This window comes from Marinobacter nanhaiticus D15-8W, assembly GCF_036511935.1.
Taxonomy (GTDB): Bacteria; Pseudomonadota; Gammaproteobacteria; order Pseudomonadales; family Oleiphilaceae; genus Marinobacter_A; species Marinobacter_A nanhaiticus.
Map to the genome: position 1 here is coordinate 377,474 of NZ_AP028878.1, position 15,168 is coordinate 392,641.

Annotated in this window: 17 protein-coding genes; 12 read left to right on the top strand and 5 right to left on the bottom strand. The window is 53.0% G+C overall.

Annotated features, from left to right (window positions below; translation table 11 throughout):
• Window positions 1-43 precede the first annotated feature (43 nt).
• The 10 genes from msrB to RE428_RS01760 all read left to right on the top strand — a co-directional run bounded on the left by msrB (window position 44) and on the right by RE428_RS01760 (window position 9,017).
• On the top strand, window positions 44-1,237 hold the full coding sequence (gene msrB, locus RE428_RS01715; RefSeq protein ID WP_004579272.1) for a peptide-methionine (R)-S-oxide reductase MsrB: 1,194 nt from the start codon (window positions 44-46) through the stop codon (window positions 1,235-1,237).
• A gap of 422 nt (window positions 1,238-1,659) precedes the next feature.
• Window positions 1,660-2,502 carry a TIR domain-containing protein gene (locus RE428_RS01720; protein ID WP_004579271.1) on the top strand — a complete coding sequence of 281 codons (843 nt, stop codon included), beginning with the start codon at window positions 1,660-1,662 and terminating at the stop codon, window positions 2,500-2,502.
• A gap of 149 nt (window positions 2,503-2,651) precedes the next feature.
• On the top strand, window positions 2,652-4,223 hold the full coding sequence (locus RE428_RS01725; RefSeq protein ID WP_338381161.1) for an IS1182 family transposase: 1,572 nt from the start codon (window positions 2,652-2,654) through the stop codon (window positions 4,221-4,223).
• An 87-nt stretch (window positions 4,224-4,310) separates the two neighbouring features.
• Window positions 4,311-4,901, top strand: coding sequence for a hypothetical protein (locus tag RE428_RS01730; RefSeq protein WP_205624590.1), 591 nt, complete (start codon window positions 4,311-4,313; stop codon window positions 4,899-4,901).
• Between the two features lie 86 nt (window positions 4,902-4,987).
• The gene (locus tag RE428_RS01735; protein ID WP_004579268.1) at window positions 4,988-5,398 is read left to right on the top strand and encodes a hypothetical protein; all 411 of its coding nucleotides are present in this window, start codon (window positions 4,988-4,990) and stop codon (window positions 5,396-5,398) included.
• Window positions 5,399-5,483: 85 nt separating this feature from the next.
• A complete protein-coding gene (locus tag RE428_RS01740) occupies window positions 5,484-6,080 on the top strand; it encodes a hypothetical protein (protein ID WP_004579267.1) in 597 nt (198 codons plus the stop codon).
• A gap of 101 nt (window positions 6,081-6,181) precedes the next feature.
• Complete coding sequence (locus RE428_RS01745) at window positions 6,182-7,120, top strand: hypothetical protein (protein ID WP_004579266.1); 939 nt, start codon at window positions 6,182-6,184, stop codon at window positions 7,118-7,120.
• Window positions 7,121-7,472: 352 nt separating this feature from the next.
• Window positions 7,473-8,165 (top strand): transposase, encoded by a 693-nt coding sequence (locus RE428_RS01750; RefSeq protein ID WP_004579265.1) that lies wholly within the window; start codon window positions 7,473-7,475, stop codon window positions 8,163-8,165.
• A gap of 120 nt (window positions 8,166-8,285) precedes the next feature.
• On the top strand, window positions 8,286-8,639 hold the full coding sequence (locus RE428_RS01755) for a hypothetical protein (protein WP_004579264.1): 354 nt from the start codon (window positions 8,286-8,288) through the stop codon (window positions 8,637-8,639).
• Window positions 8,640-8,792: 153 nt separating this feature from the next.
• Window positions 8,793-9,017 (top strand): hypervirulence associated TUDOR domain-containing protein, encoded by a 225-nt coding sequence (locus RE428_RS01760; protein ID WP_004579263.1) that lies wholly within the window; start codon window positions 8,793-8,795, stop codon window positions 9,015-9,017.
• A 32-nt stretch (window positions 9,018-9,049) separates the two neighbouring features.
• Here the strand turns inward: RE428_RS01760 and RE428_RS01765 are convergent, their stop codons facing one another.
• Entirely contained in the window at window positions 9,050-9,736 is a 687-nt protein-coding gene (locus tag RE428_RS01765) for a PEP-CTERM sorting domain-containing protein (protein WP_004579262.1), read from the bottom strand.
• Between the two features lie 328 nt (window positions 9,737-10,064).
• On the bottom strand, window positions 10,065-10,910 hold the full coding sequence (locus tag RE428_RS01770) for an EamA family transporter (protein ID WP_004579261.1): 846 nt from the start codon (window positions 10,908-10,910) through the stop codon (window positions 10,065-10,067).
• A 343-nt stretch (window positions 10,911-11,253) separates the two neighbouring features.
• Here RE428_RS01770 and RE428_RS01775 point away from each other — a divergent pair, with 343 nt between their 5' ends.
• Window positions 11,254-11,790, top strand: a complete 537-nt coding sequence (locus tag RE428_RS01775) for a hypothetical protein (RefSeq protein ID WP_004579260.1) — start codon at window positions 11,254-11,256, stop codon at window positions 11,788-11,790.
• A gap of 196 nt (window positions 11,791-11,986) precedes the next feature.
• Here RE428_RS01775 and RE428_RS01780 read toward each other — a convergent pair whose 3' ends face one another.
• Window positions 11,987-12,892, bottom strand: coding sequence for a hypothetical protein (locus RE428_RS01780; RefSeq protein WP_154660725.1), 906 nt, complete (start codon window positions 12,890-12,892; stop codon window positions 11,987-11,989).
• Between the two features lie 507 nt (window positions 12,893-13,399).
• On the opposite strand from RE428_RS01780, the gene RE428_RS01785 reads away from it, so the two are divergent.
• Window positions 13,400-14,146, top strand: a complete 747-nt coding sequence (locus tag RE428_RS01785; protein ID WP_004579258.1) for a class I SAM-dependent methyltransferase — start codon at window positions 13,400-13,402, stop codon at window positions 14,144-14,146.
• 160 nt (window positions 14,147-14,306) lie between these two features.
• Here RE428_RS01785 and RE428_RS01790 read toward each other — a convergent pair whose 3' ends face one another.
• Both RE428_RS01790 and RE428_RS01795 read right to left on the bottom strand, forming a co-directional pair.
• Window positions 14,307-14,633, bottom strand: a complete 327-nt coding sequence (locus tag RE428_RS01790; protein WP_004579257.1) for a DUF3135 domain-containing protein — start codon at window positions 14,631-14,633, stop codon at window positions 14,307-14,309.
• Window positions 14,634-14,805: 172 nt separating this feature from the next.
• Window positions 14,806-15,129 (bottom strand): thioredoxin family protein, encoded by a 324-nt coding sequence (locus RE428_RS01795; RefSeq protein WP_004579256.1) that lies wholly within the window; start codon window positions 15,127-15,129, stop codon window positions 14,806-14,808.
• Between the last annotated feature and the right edge of the window lie 39 nt (window positions 15,130-15,168).

A 15,168-nucleotide genomic window follows, 5' to 3' on the forward strand; every position in this document is an offset into this window, starting at 1 on the left:
CATAGTGGAGTCTCAGACTTGAGACCGAAGAGAGGTGAGCGGTATGCAACGCATGTTTTTTGGGGCTGTGGTGATCGTATTGGCGGGCCTTGTGGGTCTGCAGGTCACGATGGCCGACGAAGAGAAGAACGACAGCAAGTACGCCCCGGACGATCCGTCCCTGGAAGTCGCGACCTTCGCCGGTGGCTGCTTCTGGTGTGTGGAAGCCGGCTTCGAGAAGATTCCCGGGGTGGTTGAGGCGGTTTCCGGCTATAGCGGTGGCGACGAGGAGAACCCCACCTACAAGCAGGTGTCTTCCGGGACCACCGGCCATACGGAAGCGGTACAGGTTTACTACGATCCGGAGGTGATCACCTACCAGGGCCTGCTCCAGGGTTTCTGGCGCTTCATGGATCCGACCGACGCCAATGGCCAGTTCGTCGACCGTGGCAAGCAATATCGCCCGGCGATCTTCTACCAGAACGAGGAGCAGAAGCGCCTGGCGGAAGCGTCCAAGAAATCCCTGCAGGAATCCGGCCGCTACGACAAACCGGTGAACATCGAAATCACACCGTTCAAGTCGTTCTATGTGGCTGAGGATTACCACCAGGACTACTACAAGGAAAATCCGGTCCGCTACAAGGTCTACACCTTCAACTCCGGCCGTTTCCAGTTCATCGAGAAGGTCTGGGGTGAGGATCAGGAAATCGATTTCTCCAAGTACAGCCCGGAGAACGTCGAATCCGCGACCGAAAGTGGCGGTAACGGCCAGGCCGCCAACCGCCAGGGCAAAGGTTTCAGCGAGGAGGATTTCGTCATGCCGACCGACGAGAAACTCAAGCAGATGCTGACCGACATGCAGTACAAGGTCACCCAGGACGACGCCACCGAGCCCGCGTTCGAGAACGCCTACTGGGACAACAAGCAGGAAGGAATCTACGTCGACATCGTCTCCGGCGAGCCCCTGTTCTCTTCTGCCGACAAGTACAAATCCGGCACCGGCTGGCCCAGCTTCGTCCGCCCGATCGAGCCGAACGCGGTGGTCGAGAAGGAAGACAAATCGTGGTTCATGACGCGGACCGAGATTCGGAGTCGGGTGGCGGATTCGCATCTGGGGCATGTGTTCAATGACGGCCCGAAGCCGACAGGACTCCGGTACTGCATGAACTCTGCGGCGATGAAGTTTATTCCGAAGGATGAGATGCAGGCTGCCGGGTATGGGGCGTATCTGGATGAGGTTGGGCCGCCTAAGAGTTGATTTGAGCTGATTGGTTGTTGCTGCCCGCGTGGCTCTTGCCTGAGCCGCGTGGGCAGGTTGTTTTTCCTGCCTTTGTTTATTCCTCTCGAATTCCCCTGCCTGGTATGCCCCTGCATTGCCGGAAAAACGGTCGCTGCGACCGTGATTTTTGGCTGATCTCTAGAAAGACTGAAATTATTCTTTAAATCAGTTGGTTGCGTCTGTTGGTAAAAATGGGGATATGAGTCTCGGCGACCGTTTTGTTATTTGTGAGGTTTTGTTCAATTGTGTCGCTAGCGTTGACGTGCCGGGGGCTGCGGGCTAGTTTTGAGTGAAATTGGGATCGGAGATATCGGTCGCTGAGATATCGGTCTTGGGGACTCATATACAAATGTTATGTTTCCGCGCCGTAGAAAGTCTTGCTGGATCTTTGAAGGAATATTATGAGCTTTTTTCATATTGTTGTTGAAACCAATGAAAAGGACAAAAATGGGCACTTCATCAAGGTTATTGAATGTGACCGCACGGACTTAGAAGAAATTAGAGATGAAATAATCCGACCTTACGTGCTAAGAGATGAAATCCTTGTTGACGGCGCCTACCTTGAATTTAGCAAGATACGTTCGCTCAAGATTAAGCAAACAGAGAGGGACGCTTCAGGCACGGCTGATGCAGCGAACAGTAACATTCCTCCAAATGTCATTGTGTTTCTGTCTACCGAAGATGTAATAAGTGGCGATGGCTACACAACTGATTTAACGCGTAATTTAATAAAGGAAGTGAAAGACTCTGTCGCTAACGAGTCGAAAAAGGAAGCTCCGCCAGTTAATTTGGCGTCGGACAATAAGAAGGTTTTTGTTGTTCATGGTCACGATAACGCAGCTAAATCAGAAATGGCTCGTTTTCTCGAAAAGGCGAACTTGGAACCAATCGTGCTGCACGAGCAAGCAAGTTCAAGCCGAACGATTATTGAGAAAATTGAGGCAAATAGTGACGTTGGATATGCAGTTATTTTGTACACACCGTGTGACATAGGTGCCAAGAAATCCGAATCCCCTGAACTAAAATCTAGAGCCAGGCAAAATGTTGTATTCGAGCATGGATACTTTATAGGTCGGCTGGGGCGCCCAAGAGTTTCGGCTTTGCTAGTAGATGGTGTTGAAGCGCCTAATGATATAAGCGGTGTCGTCTACATTGATCTAGACCTTAGAGGTGCTTGGAAGCTTGATCTAGCAAAGGAGTTAAGGGAAGCAGGATATACAGTTGACCCTTCTGCTTTATTGTAAACATAACAAATGGCTGTTGTCGGACGCACCTACGCTAGCGCTCCGGCACGCCGCAAAGCCAAGGCGTTGAGGCTGTAGAAAAAGTCCCGGAATCGCCGCTCGTGCTTTGGTAGCATCGAGTCATCGCTGGCCGACAAGGACCGTCTTTCATGCCCCGCTTCAAGCACTACAACTACGACCAGGACGCGATGGTCGTTATCAACTACCAGGATCAGCTCCAGCCCGGCACCTTCGAACATGCGATCCACTACCTGATCGAACACAGGCTGGACCTATCGGTGTTTCACCCCAAGTACCGCAACGAAGACACCGGTCGGCTGGCCTACGATCCCGCCATCCTGCTGAAGATCATCCTGTTCGCCTACTCCAAGGGCATCACCTCCAGCCGCGAGATGCAGTGGTGCTGCGAGACCAACATCATCTTCAAGGCACTGTCCTGCGATACGGTGCCGCACTTCACCACACTGGCAAAGTTCGTCAGCGGCCATGCCGATGAGATCGAGGATTTGTTCGAGCAAGTGCTGCTGGTGTGTCACGAGCAGGGCCTGTTGGGCAACGAACTCTTTGCCATCGACGGTTGCAAGATGTCCTCCAACGCCAGCAAGGAGTGGTCCGGCACCTTCAAGGAGCTCGGCGAGAAGCGGGAGAAGCTGCGGCGCCTGATCCGCCACCACCTGCGTGAACACTACGCGCGGGACGAAGCGGAGACCGAAGCCGAACTGGACCGGGATATCCGCCGGGCCAAAACCATTCTCTCGCTGGATGAGGCCATGACCAAAGTGGACCGCTTCCTAAAGACGAACCGCCCACGGAGGGGCCGGGGGAAGCGGAACAAGGAAGTGAAGAGCAACCTGACCGATAAGGAGAGTGCCAAGATGACCACGGGCAAGGGCACGATCCAGGGCTACAATGGTGTCGCCACGGTGGATAAGAAACACCAGGTCATCATCGACGCCCAGGCCTTCGGCGAAGGCCAGGAGCATCACACGCTGCAACCGGTCCTGGAAACCGTCGAAGCTCGCTATAAGAAGCTGGGTATTGCCGACAGCATCTACCAGCAAGGCACCATCGTCACCGCCGACACCGGCTTCGCCAACGAAGCCAATATGCAGTACCTGCATGAGCGTCAGATCAACGGCTATATCCCGGACAACCAGTTCCGCAGCCGGGACCCGAAGTTCCAGCACCAGAAAGCCAAGTACGGCAAGCGCCATCAAGACCGACCGGCCACAGGGTGGAAGAAGACCATCCCCGCGAGCGAATTCCAGTTCGACCCGGTGGACCTCACCTGTATCTGTCCCGCCGGCGAATCCCTCCAATACCACGGAACCAAGGTCGATCAGAACGGCCAGCGCCGAACCTACTTCCAGGGCCGTTTACTGCAGTGCCGACACTGCCCGAAGAAGCACCGCTGCATGCAGAACCCGGAGGCGGCCAACGATCGGAAAGGCAAAGGAAGACAGGTCTCGTTCACCATCGAGACCCAGCGCCGACCGAACTACACCGACTGGATGAAGCACCGGGTGGATAGCCCCCAAGGCAAAGAAATTTACAGCCATCGAATGTCGGTGGTGGAGCCGGTGTTCGGCAATATCGGCACCACCAAACGGCTGAACCGCTTCAGTCTGCGGGGTAAACGGAAAGTGCAAGGCCAGTGGCAGCTTTACTGTCTGGTTCATAATATTGAGAAGTTGGCCAATTACGGGCAGTTGGCAGCCTGACCGAAGGGCAGGTGGGAGAGCCATGCTATAGCGCCGCTGAATGCGCTATAGCTGACTAAGCGGCAAAAAACTTGGAGTGCGCGGCTATTGTCGGAAATAAAACAACGCATCCGCCAATGGCGGGTAAACAAAAGAACAACTGAAACAGCGGGTGGAAACGACTCAGAATTGGGTTTTTCTACAGCCTCGTTATGCGCAAAAGGAGGAGGCGTGCATCATTTGGCAGCCCAATGGATTGTGGGGTTACTGAGAGATAGGAATATCCCTTTTCTGATCTGTGGGGGACTCGCTGCAAAGGGATATGGCTCTGAGCGTGACCTGAATGACATCGACCTTTTCGTCCCTGGCGAACACTTCTCTTCAGTGGTTCAGGCTGGCCAGGAATTCGTATCCAAAGCTGCTGCTCACCGCCAAGAGGAAGGCTGGGATCTAACCTACGTCCAGTTTAAGTATGAAGGCATTAAAGTGGAGGTAGGTAACGCTGATGGCCCGCATATCTTCGATGCAGGCAAAGAGGCGTGGGTTCCGCTCAACATAGATTTTTCTCGCTATGCGACTGTGTATTTGCTGGGTCTTGAGCTTCCCCTTATGCTGAAGGACGATCTGATTCGGTATAAATCTGCGCTCTCGCGGCCGGTGGATATCGAGGATATTCGTGCTATCCGTGAGAGCGCATAACCAAGCCATGCACCGGATGCCAAAACCTCTGCTTCGCGCCGGTTTTGTCACCGGTGATGGCGGGCGTTATGTTTTAAGGAGTAGTTGTGGATCGAGCCATTCTTAGAGCTGCATCAATGGTTTATTGCGCATCGTTAGCGGTTTACTTCTGGCTCGTTTTCAGCCCCCAAAGCGACCTGCCTCAGGAGGTCCTCTGGTATATGCAATGGTGGTATTCACAGCCGAGCACGCAACTTCAGTCTTTATGGGCAAATGTAAGCACGGCCCTGCTCGCCATGGCCTTTATTTCAGCGATCTTTTTGGCGTTCTTGAAAAAGTGGGCGGGGCATGTCTTTCTGGGCAGTAATCTGATTGTTCTGAGTGCCCAGTGGCTCATGGCAGACTATGCACCACAGACAAGCCTGCTTGCCAGCATTGAGAATCTGACACTCATATCTGTAGGTTGTATTTTGGCTGTGTTTGTCTTGTCGAGTCGTCTCGGCACGTTTAAAACATAACCAGGCCAGGCACGGCGACGCCTTTTTCGTTGCGGCTTCGCCTCCACTACAAAGCCGCGCATGCTGGCAGCGTTAGGGAGAAAGAATGGCTGAGTCTTTGCAGATAGCCTTCTACATAGTCAGTCCGATCGGGACATTTCTTGCCGTTGCAACGGCGTACTACGCGATTTACCGTCAGACAAAGCCTTGTGTCGTCGTCTATTATGAGCCGAATCCTGACACTGCCAGCCTGATTGATCTTGTGATTCGCAATATCGGAACTGGCACGGCGCGGGACATTTCCTTTTCCGATCCACTTCCCATTCTAGGCTGGGGAATCGAGAAGGCTGATAACAGCGAAAGCAAGCAGATTGATCATCGAATTCCTTTTCTAGCGCCAGGCAAAGAGCTGAGGTTCAATGCTGGTCAATATGGTGGTCTCAAAGATCGAGTGAAGAATGGAATCTCTGTCAGTGCGAACTACTCCTTTCGGACTCCATTACGTTCGGGCAAAAAGGGCACTGACTCCTCAATGCTGGACGTAAATTACATGCAGCATGCTGGAACAAAAAATAGCGCAGCTCAGGATCTTTCCGATGCTCTAAAAGGACGGAACCACACTGTATTCATCCAGATGAACAAGAGCTTGGCGAGTATTAGCAAATCGTTATCGGAACTGTCAGACAAGAGGGATGATGCCTAGCCTCCCTAACCAGTGCAGGCACGGCGACGCCCTTTACATTGCGCCTTCGGCTCCATTCCAAGGGCGCGCATGCTGCGAACGTTAGGCACCAAGGGTCGAGTATGTTGGAAGATCAAATCGGACCAGTTTTGAGCATTATGGTTAGCTACGGATTTGAGGGCGTGGTAGTTGGGCTGGTCGTGTTTTCGTTGATGAAATATTTTCTCCCTGGGTACCTATCGGAGAAAGGTAAAAACCTTGCCACTCGCGAAGATATTGAGCTCATAACAGATAAGGTTGAGTCAGTAAAAGCTGACTATGCGGAGATTCTTGAGGAGGTGAAGAGTAACAATCAGATTAAGATTGATGCTATCGAGCGCGAAAAAACACTCAAGAAAGAAGTTTACATGGAGGCGGTTGAAGCTATTACATTGAGCCAGAATATGCTCAGCAACCTCTCCAATCTGAATATAAAAGACGACCAGCTCACGTCAGCCTTTTCTGCAAATGCAGGAAAAATTGCAAAAGTTCAATTGGTAGGCGGACAAGAGACTGTGAAAGCCGTGACCCAGTTTATGGGTGAAGTAGCCTCAAATTTTCTTGACCTGATTTTAGACAGAAGTCTGTTGTTACAGAGGCAGGGGCAGATCGAAAGTCTTCAGTCAGTACGAAATCAGCACCAAGGCGAAGTGGAAAGATATGTTCAAGTAATGAAGGCATTAAATCTAGAGGGAGTGGTCAATCAGGGGACTTGGGAATACATTGACCAAAGCTTTAAGTTTGAGTGTGAGCAGCGTGATAAGTTAGATCGTGAAATTGTAGAACTTTGGAAAGTTCAGAATCAAGAACATCTCGGTTTCATGAGGCGGGTAATGGCCACATTTTATGAAGTGTCAGAGAAACTCCCCGATGCAGTCCTAGCGGTTCGAGGCGAGCTTGATCTTGAAATAGATGAAGAGCATTACCGTGATATATTTAGAGCGAATATTGAAAAAGGTCGAAAAATTCTTGATGAGTTCTTTGCTAAGGTAGAGGCACAACACGGGCTAACCAGCGAATGAAACCGACCAATTTATACGCTGAGCTCCTAAATCGGCGGCTTATTCGGAGCGTTAGATTTATACCTTTATGAATAATCGCTGTTTCGGATTTACAAAAAATGGTCGCTTGTGCTCGCGTAGAGGAGCTTGGCTATTTTTTTGTGCTGACCATAGGCGTCAGTGGATTGGCTGGCTATTTTCTCTGACATTTACGGTGATTGCCGGTTCTGCATCAATCTACAGCGTTGCGTCTGCGAAAAAACCGGGACAGATTTATTTTTAGCTGACCGATACACGTCCAACACGTGATATATCAAGTACAATCCCCCGACGCAGAAGGATCTGCGCACCGATTAACGGCAAGGAGAAGCCGATGCCCCGCCAAGCACGCGTTATCGTTCCTGGGCTCCCGCACCACATCGTTCAGCGCGGCCATAATCGTCAGGCTGTTTTCATCGAAGAGCAGGACTATGCCTACTACCTCAGTAACTTGAGGGAGTGGAAGCAAGCACTGGATTTGAAGGTCTATAGTTATTGCTTGATGACGAACCATGTCCATTTGGTCGTTGGCGCCAATGATGAGTTGACTGCCATCCCCCAACTCATGAAACGGCTGGCCGCCCGGCAGACGCGATACGTGAATGCAATGGAGCGACGGAGCGGTTCGTTGTGGGAGGGTCGGTACAAGGTAAGCGCCATCGATACGGATGAGTATCTTTTGAGCTGCTGTCGGTATGTGGAGCTCAACCCCGTGAAAGCGCGCATGGTGGTATGTGCCGAAGACTACCCCTGGTCGAGTTACGCGGCCCGGACTGGTCGGCAAAGAGCGAGCTGGCTCGATGAGCCACCGACATACAGCGCACTTGCTGGGAGTCCGTCAGAACGTGCCGCGATCTATGAGAAGTTTGTCTCGGACACGACTCAGTCGTCAGCGGACTCGTTGATCAGTTCGGCCGTTGCAAGTAATAAGTTGACGGGTGGTAGTCGTTTTATCGATGAGGTTGAGCGACGGACTGGAATTCGGGTCGAGATGCGTCGGCCGGGTCGCCCTCGGAAGGAATTTTAGATAAATCTGTCCCGGTTTTTTCCTTAATCTGTCCCGGTTTTTTCCTTTGACAAACTGTATATATTTATTTCTAGCGCTCTATTCGGCTGTGACAGAATTAATGGTTTTAGGAGGTCAAAAATGTCGTGGTTTTGGGATGCCTTTCAGCAAAGGGAAATTGGTGAAAACCGCAAAAAAAGCGGCGAGGCGCACGTCGACGCAAAGATCGCTTTGCGCTCGATTAAACAATTGGAGGAAAAGGTCGATCGGTTATCACTTCTCTGTCATGCCTTATTTGAGGAGTTAGAGCGCACTACGGGTTTCTCCGAAGCCCAGCTCAAAGAGAAAATGACTCAAATTGATCTTCGTGACGGGCGCGCGGACGGCAAGTATGACCCGGTTAAAGGAAGTAACTGCCCTGATTGCGGAAGACAGGTAAAGAAGACACGTCCGAATTGTTTTTGGTGCGGTGCACGACTTCAGCCCCTAGGCTGATTCGTAACTGGTGACTGGTAACGATGAAAGTGGGTGCAAGGGAGCCAGTGCGAATCCAGTCGAGGCTGGTCTGATAAGCGGCAAATGATCGTACCTAGAAGATGATACGCACAATGATGTTATCGAGAACGTGTCAGTCCAGGGAGAGCAACCATGAGTCAGGCCTACCAAACGAACACCAAAGTGGAATGGGATTGGGGCGAAGGCACCGCCAATGGCTACGTGCGGAAGGTTTTCCGGGAGACGACCACCCAAACCATCAAGGGCTCCGAAATCACCCGCCATGGAAGCGACGACAATCCCGCCTACCTGATCGAACAGCAGGATGGCGACCAGGTGCTGAAGTTGCATACGGAAGTGCGCAAGGCAACGAACTGACTGTCGCTACGCAGCGCTTGGTTCTACCAACCCTACTCAGTCGTCCGGGCTCCTTTTCGCTTTCTTCTCATGACGTACAGGCCCGCAAGACCGAGACCGAATAAAGACCAGGCTCTTGGTTCAGGCACTTGGAGCACGAGCCGGTCAAACTCCATGACGTTTGTCAGGCCCGAGCCGCCCAACACAAGGCTGGTCACGCCGGATACGTTGAATTGCAACTCGAAGGGTATGCCGTAATTGTCGCTCGTCTCGCCATACTCACCGCCGAAGTCGAGCTGCGTGCCTTCAGAATCAAAGGTTGCCCACCAGACCTGCAGTCCGGGCGGATAACCTGAATTGATCGCGAGTAGTGAAACCGCGTTGACGGGCTGGTTAAACGTGATGGCGAAGCCGCCAAAACAATCGAACGTTACCTCGTCGTCTTCGCAAAATCCCGGGCCGCCGCCGAAAATGCCAAATGTCAGGTTGCCGGTAGGGGCGGGAAATTCAAATCTGGGCGTGGTGGCGTATACCGGACTCGGCGGCCAAATCGGGTTCGGCGAGTTGTAGGTCAGTGTCACGAAGGGGGAGACGTTGGATAGGTCGGTGCCTTCGGCATAGTCATCCGGTTCGATTTCGATAAGGCCCGCATGCGCGACCCCAAAAAAGAATATCGTCGTCAAACATAAGAACGTGTTGCGAATATAGCTAACACGTATTTTCCCAATACTCTGGTTCATTACATGTCTCCTCTGTTAATCGGAGCCTTATGATTTCCGGTGTTATTAGATTTTGCATGCTCCTCCTCGTGGTGACGTGGGACCCACATTGAAGCGACAGAATATGGGGTTGATGGCGCAGCATACCGGCCTGCCGACAAGTCAAGCTGCAGCCATTGATGTGGCAAGAATCGAACCGGAGAATTGTTTTTCCGTTGAAAACAAAAACGAGGTCTTGAAGGGTATTAGCGCTGGTCCGATGTGCGGGAATCCACCTGTAAAACTTCCCGACGTTTGGTAAGACCGCGCTCAGAATAGTGTGAAACGGACGGACGTTCCCAGGCGACGTTCACCCCACCTTGGCCATGACCACGCCCGTGACGATCGTCAGCGCCGCCAACGCTCGCCAGCGGCTGAGTGGCTCCTTCAGCCATAAGCAACCGATCAGTGCGGCAAACAGTACGCTGGTCTCTCGCAGCGCGGCTACCAGCGCAATCGGTGCAAGGGTCATGGCCTTGATGGCGATGGCGTAGGCGCCCAGCGACATAGCACCACCGATCAGGCCGACCCGCCAATGCCCTGCGAGAGTTGGCAGGACCTGTACGCCGCGCGTTGCCAGCAGCAGGATAAACATGACGATCCCGTTGGCGACAAAGAGCCAGGCGATGTAGCCCGAGGGCGAACCGCTGACACGTGCCCCAATCCCGTCGCTCAGCGTATAGCCGGCAATAAAGGCTGCGGTGGTTAACGCTGCAGCCACGGCATGTCCTTCCAGTCGTTGCGTACGTCGCCCGCCGCGCAGCGACATCAGCCCGACACCCAAGACCAATACGCCAATGCCCGCCGTGGCCAGCGGCGAAGGCAACTCGTCCAGGGCAATCGCCGACACGACAGCGACCAGCAGCGGCGCAGCCCCCCGGGCGATGGGATAGACCTGGCCGAGATCGCCACTCCGGTAGGCTTGCACGAGAAAGACGTTATAACCGATGTGCAGGAGCATCGACGCAATCAGCCACGGCCAGGCCGCCGGGGCTGGCAGTGGCACCACCATCAGCGCGGGCAGGGCGACAAGGCCGGCGGCCATGGCGATCAATGACACTGAAAGAAAACGGTCCAGCCCTACCTTGACCAACGCATTCCAGCCGGCGTGGAGTAAAGCCGCTACAAGAATGGCCAGGAATAGCCACAACTCCATTTCAAGTCCTTTTATGTCCGGTCAACTGGCCATGGACTGCCAGGCTGGACGAAGCCAGGCCCCTTGACGACGTAAGAGTAACCATCCGCACGTCCGAATATGCTCTCTGGAAGTTGAGTATCTACTTATACCAAATCAAGGCAACCGCTTAAGCGCTAGTCGAGCAGTCTCCCGGATTATTGCCTTTCAATAAGCTTTGTATCGTTTTTGTAGTACTGCTTGCGGAGAGCAATGGCTGTGCTATTGGTTTAATCGTGTGCGGGAAAGCCTGAATCACAAGGAATCGAGCCTGAATTAAGTTTATTGGCTTTCGGTGGTGCCAACGGACTAGGTGTATCAGACAATGGACATCGTTGTAGCTATGGAACGGCTTGGTTTTAGCTTCTGGCAAGTCGTTGCCGTGCTGGGCATATTGCTGCTGAGAAAGGAGCTCAAAGGCATACTTTCCAGCATATCCTCTTTGAAGTTTGGCGATAGTGAGATCCTCTTGAGGAGAGGCTCCGAAGCCGTCAATGAACTCTCCGAGCTGAAATCCATATTGCATGAAGACTCAGCGCTGGATGTCGACCAGATCATCAATGAGCGTATCGATAGGAAACTGGTCGTGGCTTTAGCGAATATAAGAGGCAATACAAGCTATCTCTGGCGAAGTCTTAGCGCCCTGGATAACACAAAATTCGTTGTACCCATCAGGGAGCGCATATTCGATGGCATCGTCGATGATCTGGACGCTTTGGAATACGCGAAGGTCATAAGGTACAGCGCAGAAATGCCGGCCGAATATTTCAACAGGTTAAATAGAGACACGGTGATTCAGCTGGAGATCGAAGTGCTCTCGGAGCGTATGGCCTATTTGATCGACCAGGCCCGAAGATTCTAGGGCTGCGGGATTGATGTAAATCTTCCGGGACAAGGTGTCTGGGGAAAAGGTGCCTGCGCAAATATCCAAATGAGACGCTAGATCCCTTGAGCGGTGCAACGCTATAAGGGGCGTAGCGGTGACGTCTCTTACCGATTTCACCATTAGGCGCCAAGCGAGTGCGTTTGAAAGTCGTCCAATACAGCGGCTGAATGTCTTAACTCGCGTCAGCAATATTTTCAAAAGCCCGATTACGTGAATTGATCTGGTTCCGGCTTGCGCGCCCGTAGCTCAGGAGACTGCGGTGTGAAGCGAACAGCAGGTTCAGCATTACTCGTCGTTCGTTCCCTTTGTGGCGACGATGAAATGCCTCGGTATTCTCGAAAAAAAGCGTGCCCGCTGGCCCCGTAATGTTCTGGATGGCATCGCCATAGCGGCGCGCCGCCTCTTCTTCCGTTAACGAACCCCGAAGAATATCGGAAACAGAGATATTGCGGTGACTTCCCTTCGCTACCACATGATAGGAAGACGCCTCAGTGACGTCTGTAAAGTAAACAAATACGTTGAGTGACTGCCATCCCGCATAGTCGAAATGAAAGGAATGCTGCCCGCGGTCAATCAGGTTGGTTTCAGGACGGGACACGAAAAGTGAGGCTTCGAGCAATACCGGCTCGCACTTCAGGTAGGCACGCAGAATTTTTTTGATGCCGTGGTCTTCTGTTAAACGTAAGAGGGCCGGGCTAACCTCGTGTACCAAGTGGTACTCGTTAAAAGGCAGTTTGTCGGTAACTTGTCTTACTTCCACCACGAAGTCTGCCGGTAATACTCCGACAATCGCGATGCTATTGTTATGGATATCGTTCGCGATAGCGGCGGCATCGACAGGGCCGAGTAAGGATGGCTCGGTAGCGGTAAAATGATCACGAGCTGGCCGTAGTAGCCGAATCAAGTAAATAGGAAGGATGCGCCAGGGCCCGAAATGAATGAGCTGCCTCACTTTGTGGAGCGTATCGGCAAACCGAAGTCTTCTTGAAAGCTGCCTCAAGTGATTTAGCAGAGGCGCCCATCCAGCATGCTGAATTTTCCAAACACGATGAGTTTTGTGCTTCACAAACTTATCCATTGTTAGCGTTTCGCACAATCTTCAGATAGCAGAGTCAGAAGCTATCCCGCGTGGTCGTCACTTCGGTATGACGATCGCAGTGCAGTCCTAACGAACCTTTCTACCCAACTACGAATAATAAGACGTCATGTTTAAAAAATAAACAGGTCGGTTTTGCTGATATGTCATGAGGCCGAAAGGGTTGAAGGGGGAAAGGGGTTGGAAGAGGGTAGCGTGAGAGCCTTACCCTCCAATTACCAAGTTGAATAAACGAACTGCCTCGTTAGCCCGTTCTGTTCCTTAGTCCATTCGGGCTATGTCGAATTCCGGCTGTATTGGAGCAAAGGCTGTAGCATGATGGAGTTTGGCGATTTCTTTGATTTGCGTTATTCGCGTGTGAGCAGGAGTGGTAGAGAGACAGTGGGCAAAACCTGACCCCGGGGCATTTGGTTGCAGCTTTGCCGACACTACAAATGCGCGCGCTGGCGGCGTTAGACATCGCGTTCTCAACCCAAGGAGGCCACCGCCATGGACGCATCGCCCGTAAGTGCCGATCCTGTCCTGCCGCTGCTTCCATCGAAAACCGAACGTGGTCGATACATTACCCTGCTGTCCTCCCTTTCAAGTTGGAGACCACTATTTGCTGGCCGTCGCGTGCTCGATTTCGGAGCATCCTACGGCACTTCGATGGTCGCTCTTATTCGCCTGGGAGCGAGAGAAGTCGTAGGGGTGGAGCCCGACGCATCTCGCGTGGAACAGGCGCCTCCCCTGGTTGCCAAGGCGGCTCCAGGCGCCGAGGTGTCGTTCCATCACACCCCGGATACCACTGCACTCCCCTTTAAGGATGGGGAGTTTACTTTCATCCTCGCCAACGCTGTGTTTGAACATATCCCTCAGCCCAGGGATGCGTTTGTGCGTGAACTGTGGCGCGTCCTGGCTCCGGGTGGTTATCTGCTCATCAATGAGACGCCGAACAAGTACTTCCCTAAAGAGACCCACACAACGGGCCTGTGGTTCAACCATTGGCTGCCTCGCTCGGTAGCCTACCGGCGGGCTCTGCGTCGCGGGCGGTTTGATCCTGATCGTCGGGACTGGGAGAGTAGTGGCTGGAGGGGGTTGGGTTACTACGAACTCGTGCGCCCCCTAAACGGTTATCAATTAGTGCCGGAGCAAACCAAGCTCAGGCATCGATTGTTTAAGAGGTTGGGCTTTCCCCCGTCACTTCTGGACCCTTACCCGGTATGGATTCTGCGGAAGGTGGACCCACGTACTTGAGGACAAGTACTTGCCTGTGTCAGTGCCCGGAATTTGAGAGATCATGGCCACCGGACCTAACTCCCACCCGGTAATCCCGGGCTTATCGGGACCAGACGCTTTTCAGATGACCTGCCTGTCCGGCTGATCACTTTCAGCTCGACCCTCGAATCTAACGGAATCAGTCGTCCGAGAACGAAGCGGAACGTCGAAACGGCAGGACTCTCGCAGTCGCCGCCACTGCGCGCGGCTGCTGATCCACCAGCGCCTGTTGCAGCGCAAGAAGGGAGTCGTACATCAGGGTCTGGAGATCAAGTAGTGCCTTCATGGGGCTTCCCGCGATCCTGCGCCGGGCATCTATGACGAACTGCAGGCCCCGCAACCGTTGTTGGTTGCGCGCTGCGCTTTGGCGAATGCATTCGCTGATCAGGGCAGCGCGTACGATCTCAAAGCGCTCGGGATCACGCTGAGCCAAATCCTTGAGCTCATCGAACGTGGGCATGTCCATGACGTTCTTCCTTTCCTGGATACGATTAACCAGTACAGTACCACTACTGTTTGAGCTGATCATAATTTGATCGCGATGGGCGCGTTGGAAAGTGATCAGCTCGACGTCAATAATGCCGTTACAAGCTCGTCCGAAAGAGCCGGGCGGCGGCGGTCCCCAGCGGCTCCTCCCTTTAATGAATCTGGGCAAGCGCCCGGGCAATTTCCTCGCTGGAGCCCGGCCGTACCAATCGTGAAACTTCCTCGCCATCGCGCATGAAGACCAGCGTCGGCCAGAGTTTGACGCCGAAGGTGCGACCTAATCTGCGTCCTTTGCCATCTTCGATCTTGTGGTGTTGAACGGCCTGGTGCCGCTCGAACGCTTCGGCGATCAAAGGCTGGGCGGCACGGCAATAGCCACACCATCCAGTGCCGAATTCAACGACCAGCGGGCCGGATAGCTGATCCAGCTCTTCGCGGGTTGGGCTGTCGGGAGAGTAGTTTTTAGCGAATGCCATGAAGGCTCCTTGCTAATGTGGTCTGGTTGGACGTCCATG

Excerpts from the sequence above, each read along its gene's own strand:
- RE428_RS01760 (WP_004579263.1), top strand. The coding sequence starts at position 8,793 with ATGAGTCAGGCCTACCAAACGAACACCAAAGTGGAATGGGATTGGGGC.
- RE428_RS01780 (WP_154660725.1), bottom strand. The coding sequence starts at position 12,892 with ATGGATAAGTTTGTGAAGCACAAAACTCATCGTGTTTGGAAAATTCAG.
- RE428_RS01795 (WP_004579256.1), bottom strand. The coding sequence starts at position 15,129 with ATGGCATTCGCTAAAAACTACTCTCCCGACAGCCCAACCCGCGAAGAG.
- RE428_RS01765 (WP_004579262.1), bottom strand. The coding sequence starts at position 9,736 with ATGAACCAGAGTATTGGGAAAATACGTGTTAGCTATATTCGCAACACG.
- RE428_RS01750 (WP_004579265.1), top strand. The coding sequence starts at position 7,473 with ATGCCCCGCCAAGCACGCGTTATCGTTCCTGGGCTCCCGCACCACATC.
- RE428_RS01785 (WP_004579258.1), top strand. The coding sequence starts at position 13,400 with ATGGACGCATCGCCCGTAAGTGCCGATCCTGTCCTGCCGCTGCTTCCA.
- RE428_RS01755 (WP_004579264.1), top strand. The coding sequence starts at position 8,286 with ATGTCGTGGTTTTGGGATGCCTTTCAGCAAAGGGAAATTGGTGAAAAC.
- RE428_RS01790 (WP_004579257.1), bottom strand. The coding sequence starts at position 14,633 with ATGGACATGCCCACGTTCGATGAGCTCAAGGATTTGGCTCAGCGTGAT.
- RE428_RS01740 (WP_004579267.1), top strand. The coding sequence starts at position 5,484 with ATGGCTGAGTCTTTGCAGATAGCCTTCTACATAGTCAGTCCGATCGGG.
- msrB (WP_004579272.1), top strand. The coding sequence starts at position 44 with ATGCAACGCATGTTTTTTGGGGCTGTGGTGATCGTATTGGCGGGCCTT.
- RE428_RS01775 (WP_004579260.1), top strand. The coding sequence starts at position 11,254 with ATGGACATCGTTGTAGCTATGGAACGGCTTGGTTTTAGCTTCTGGCAA.
- RE428_RS01770 (WP_004579261.1), bottom strand. The coding sequence starts at position 10,910 with ATGGAGTTGTGGCTATTCCTGGCCATTCTTGTAGCGGCTTTACTCCAC.
- RE428_RS01725 (WP_338381161.1), top strand. The coding sequence starts at position 2,652 with ATGCCCCGCTTCAAGCACTACAACTACGACCAGGACGCGATGGTCGTT.
- RE428_RS01720 (WP_004579271.1), top strand. The coding sequence starts at position 1,660 with ATGAGCTTTTTTCATATTGTTGTTGAAACCAATGAAAAGGACAAAAAT.
- RE428_RS01745 (WP_004579266.1), top strand. The coding sequence starts at position 6,182 with ATGTTGGAAGATCAAATCGGACCAGTTTTGAGCATTATGGTTAGCTAC.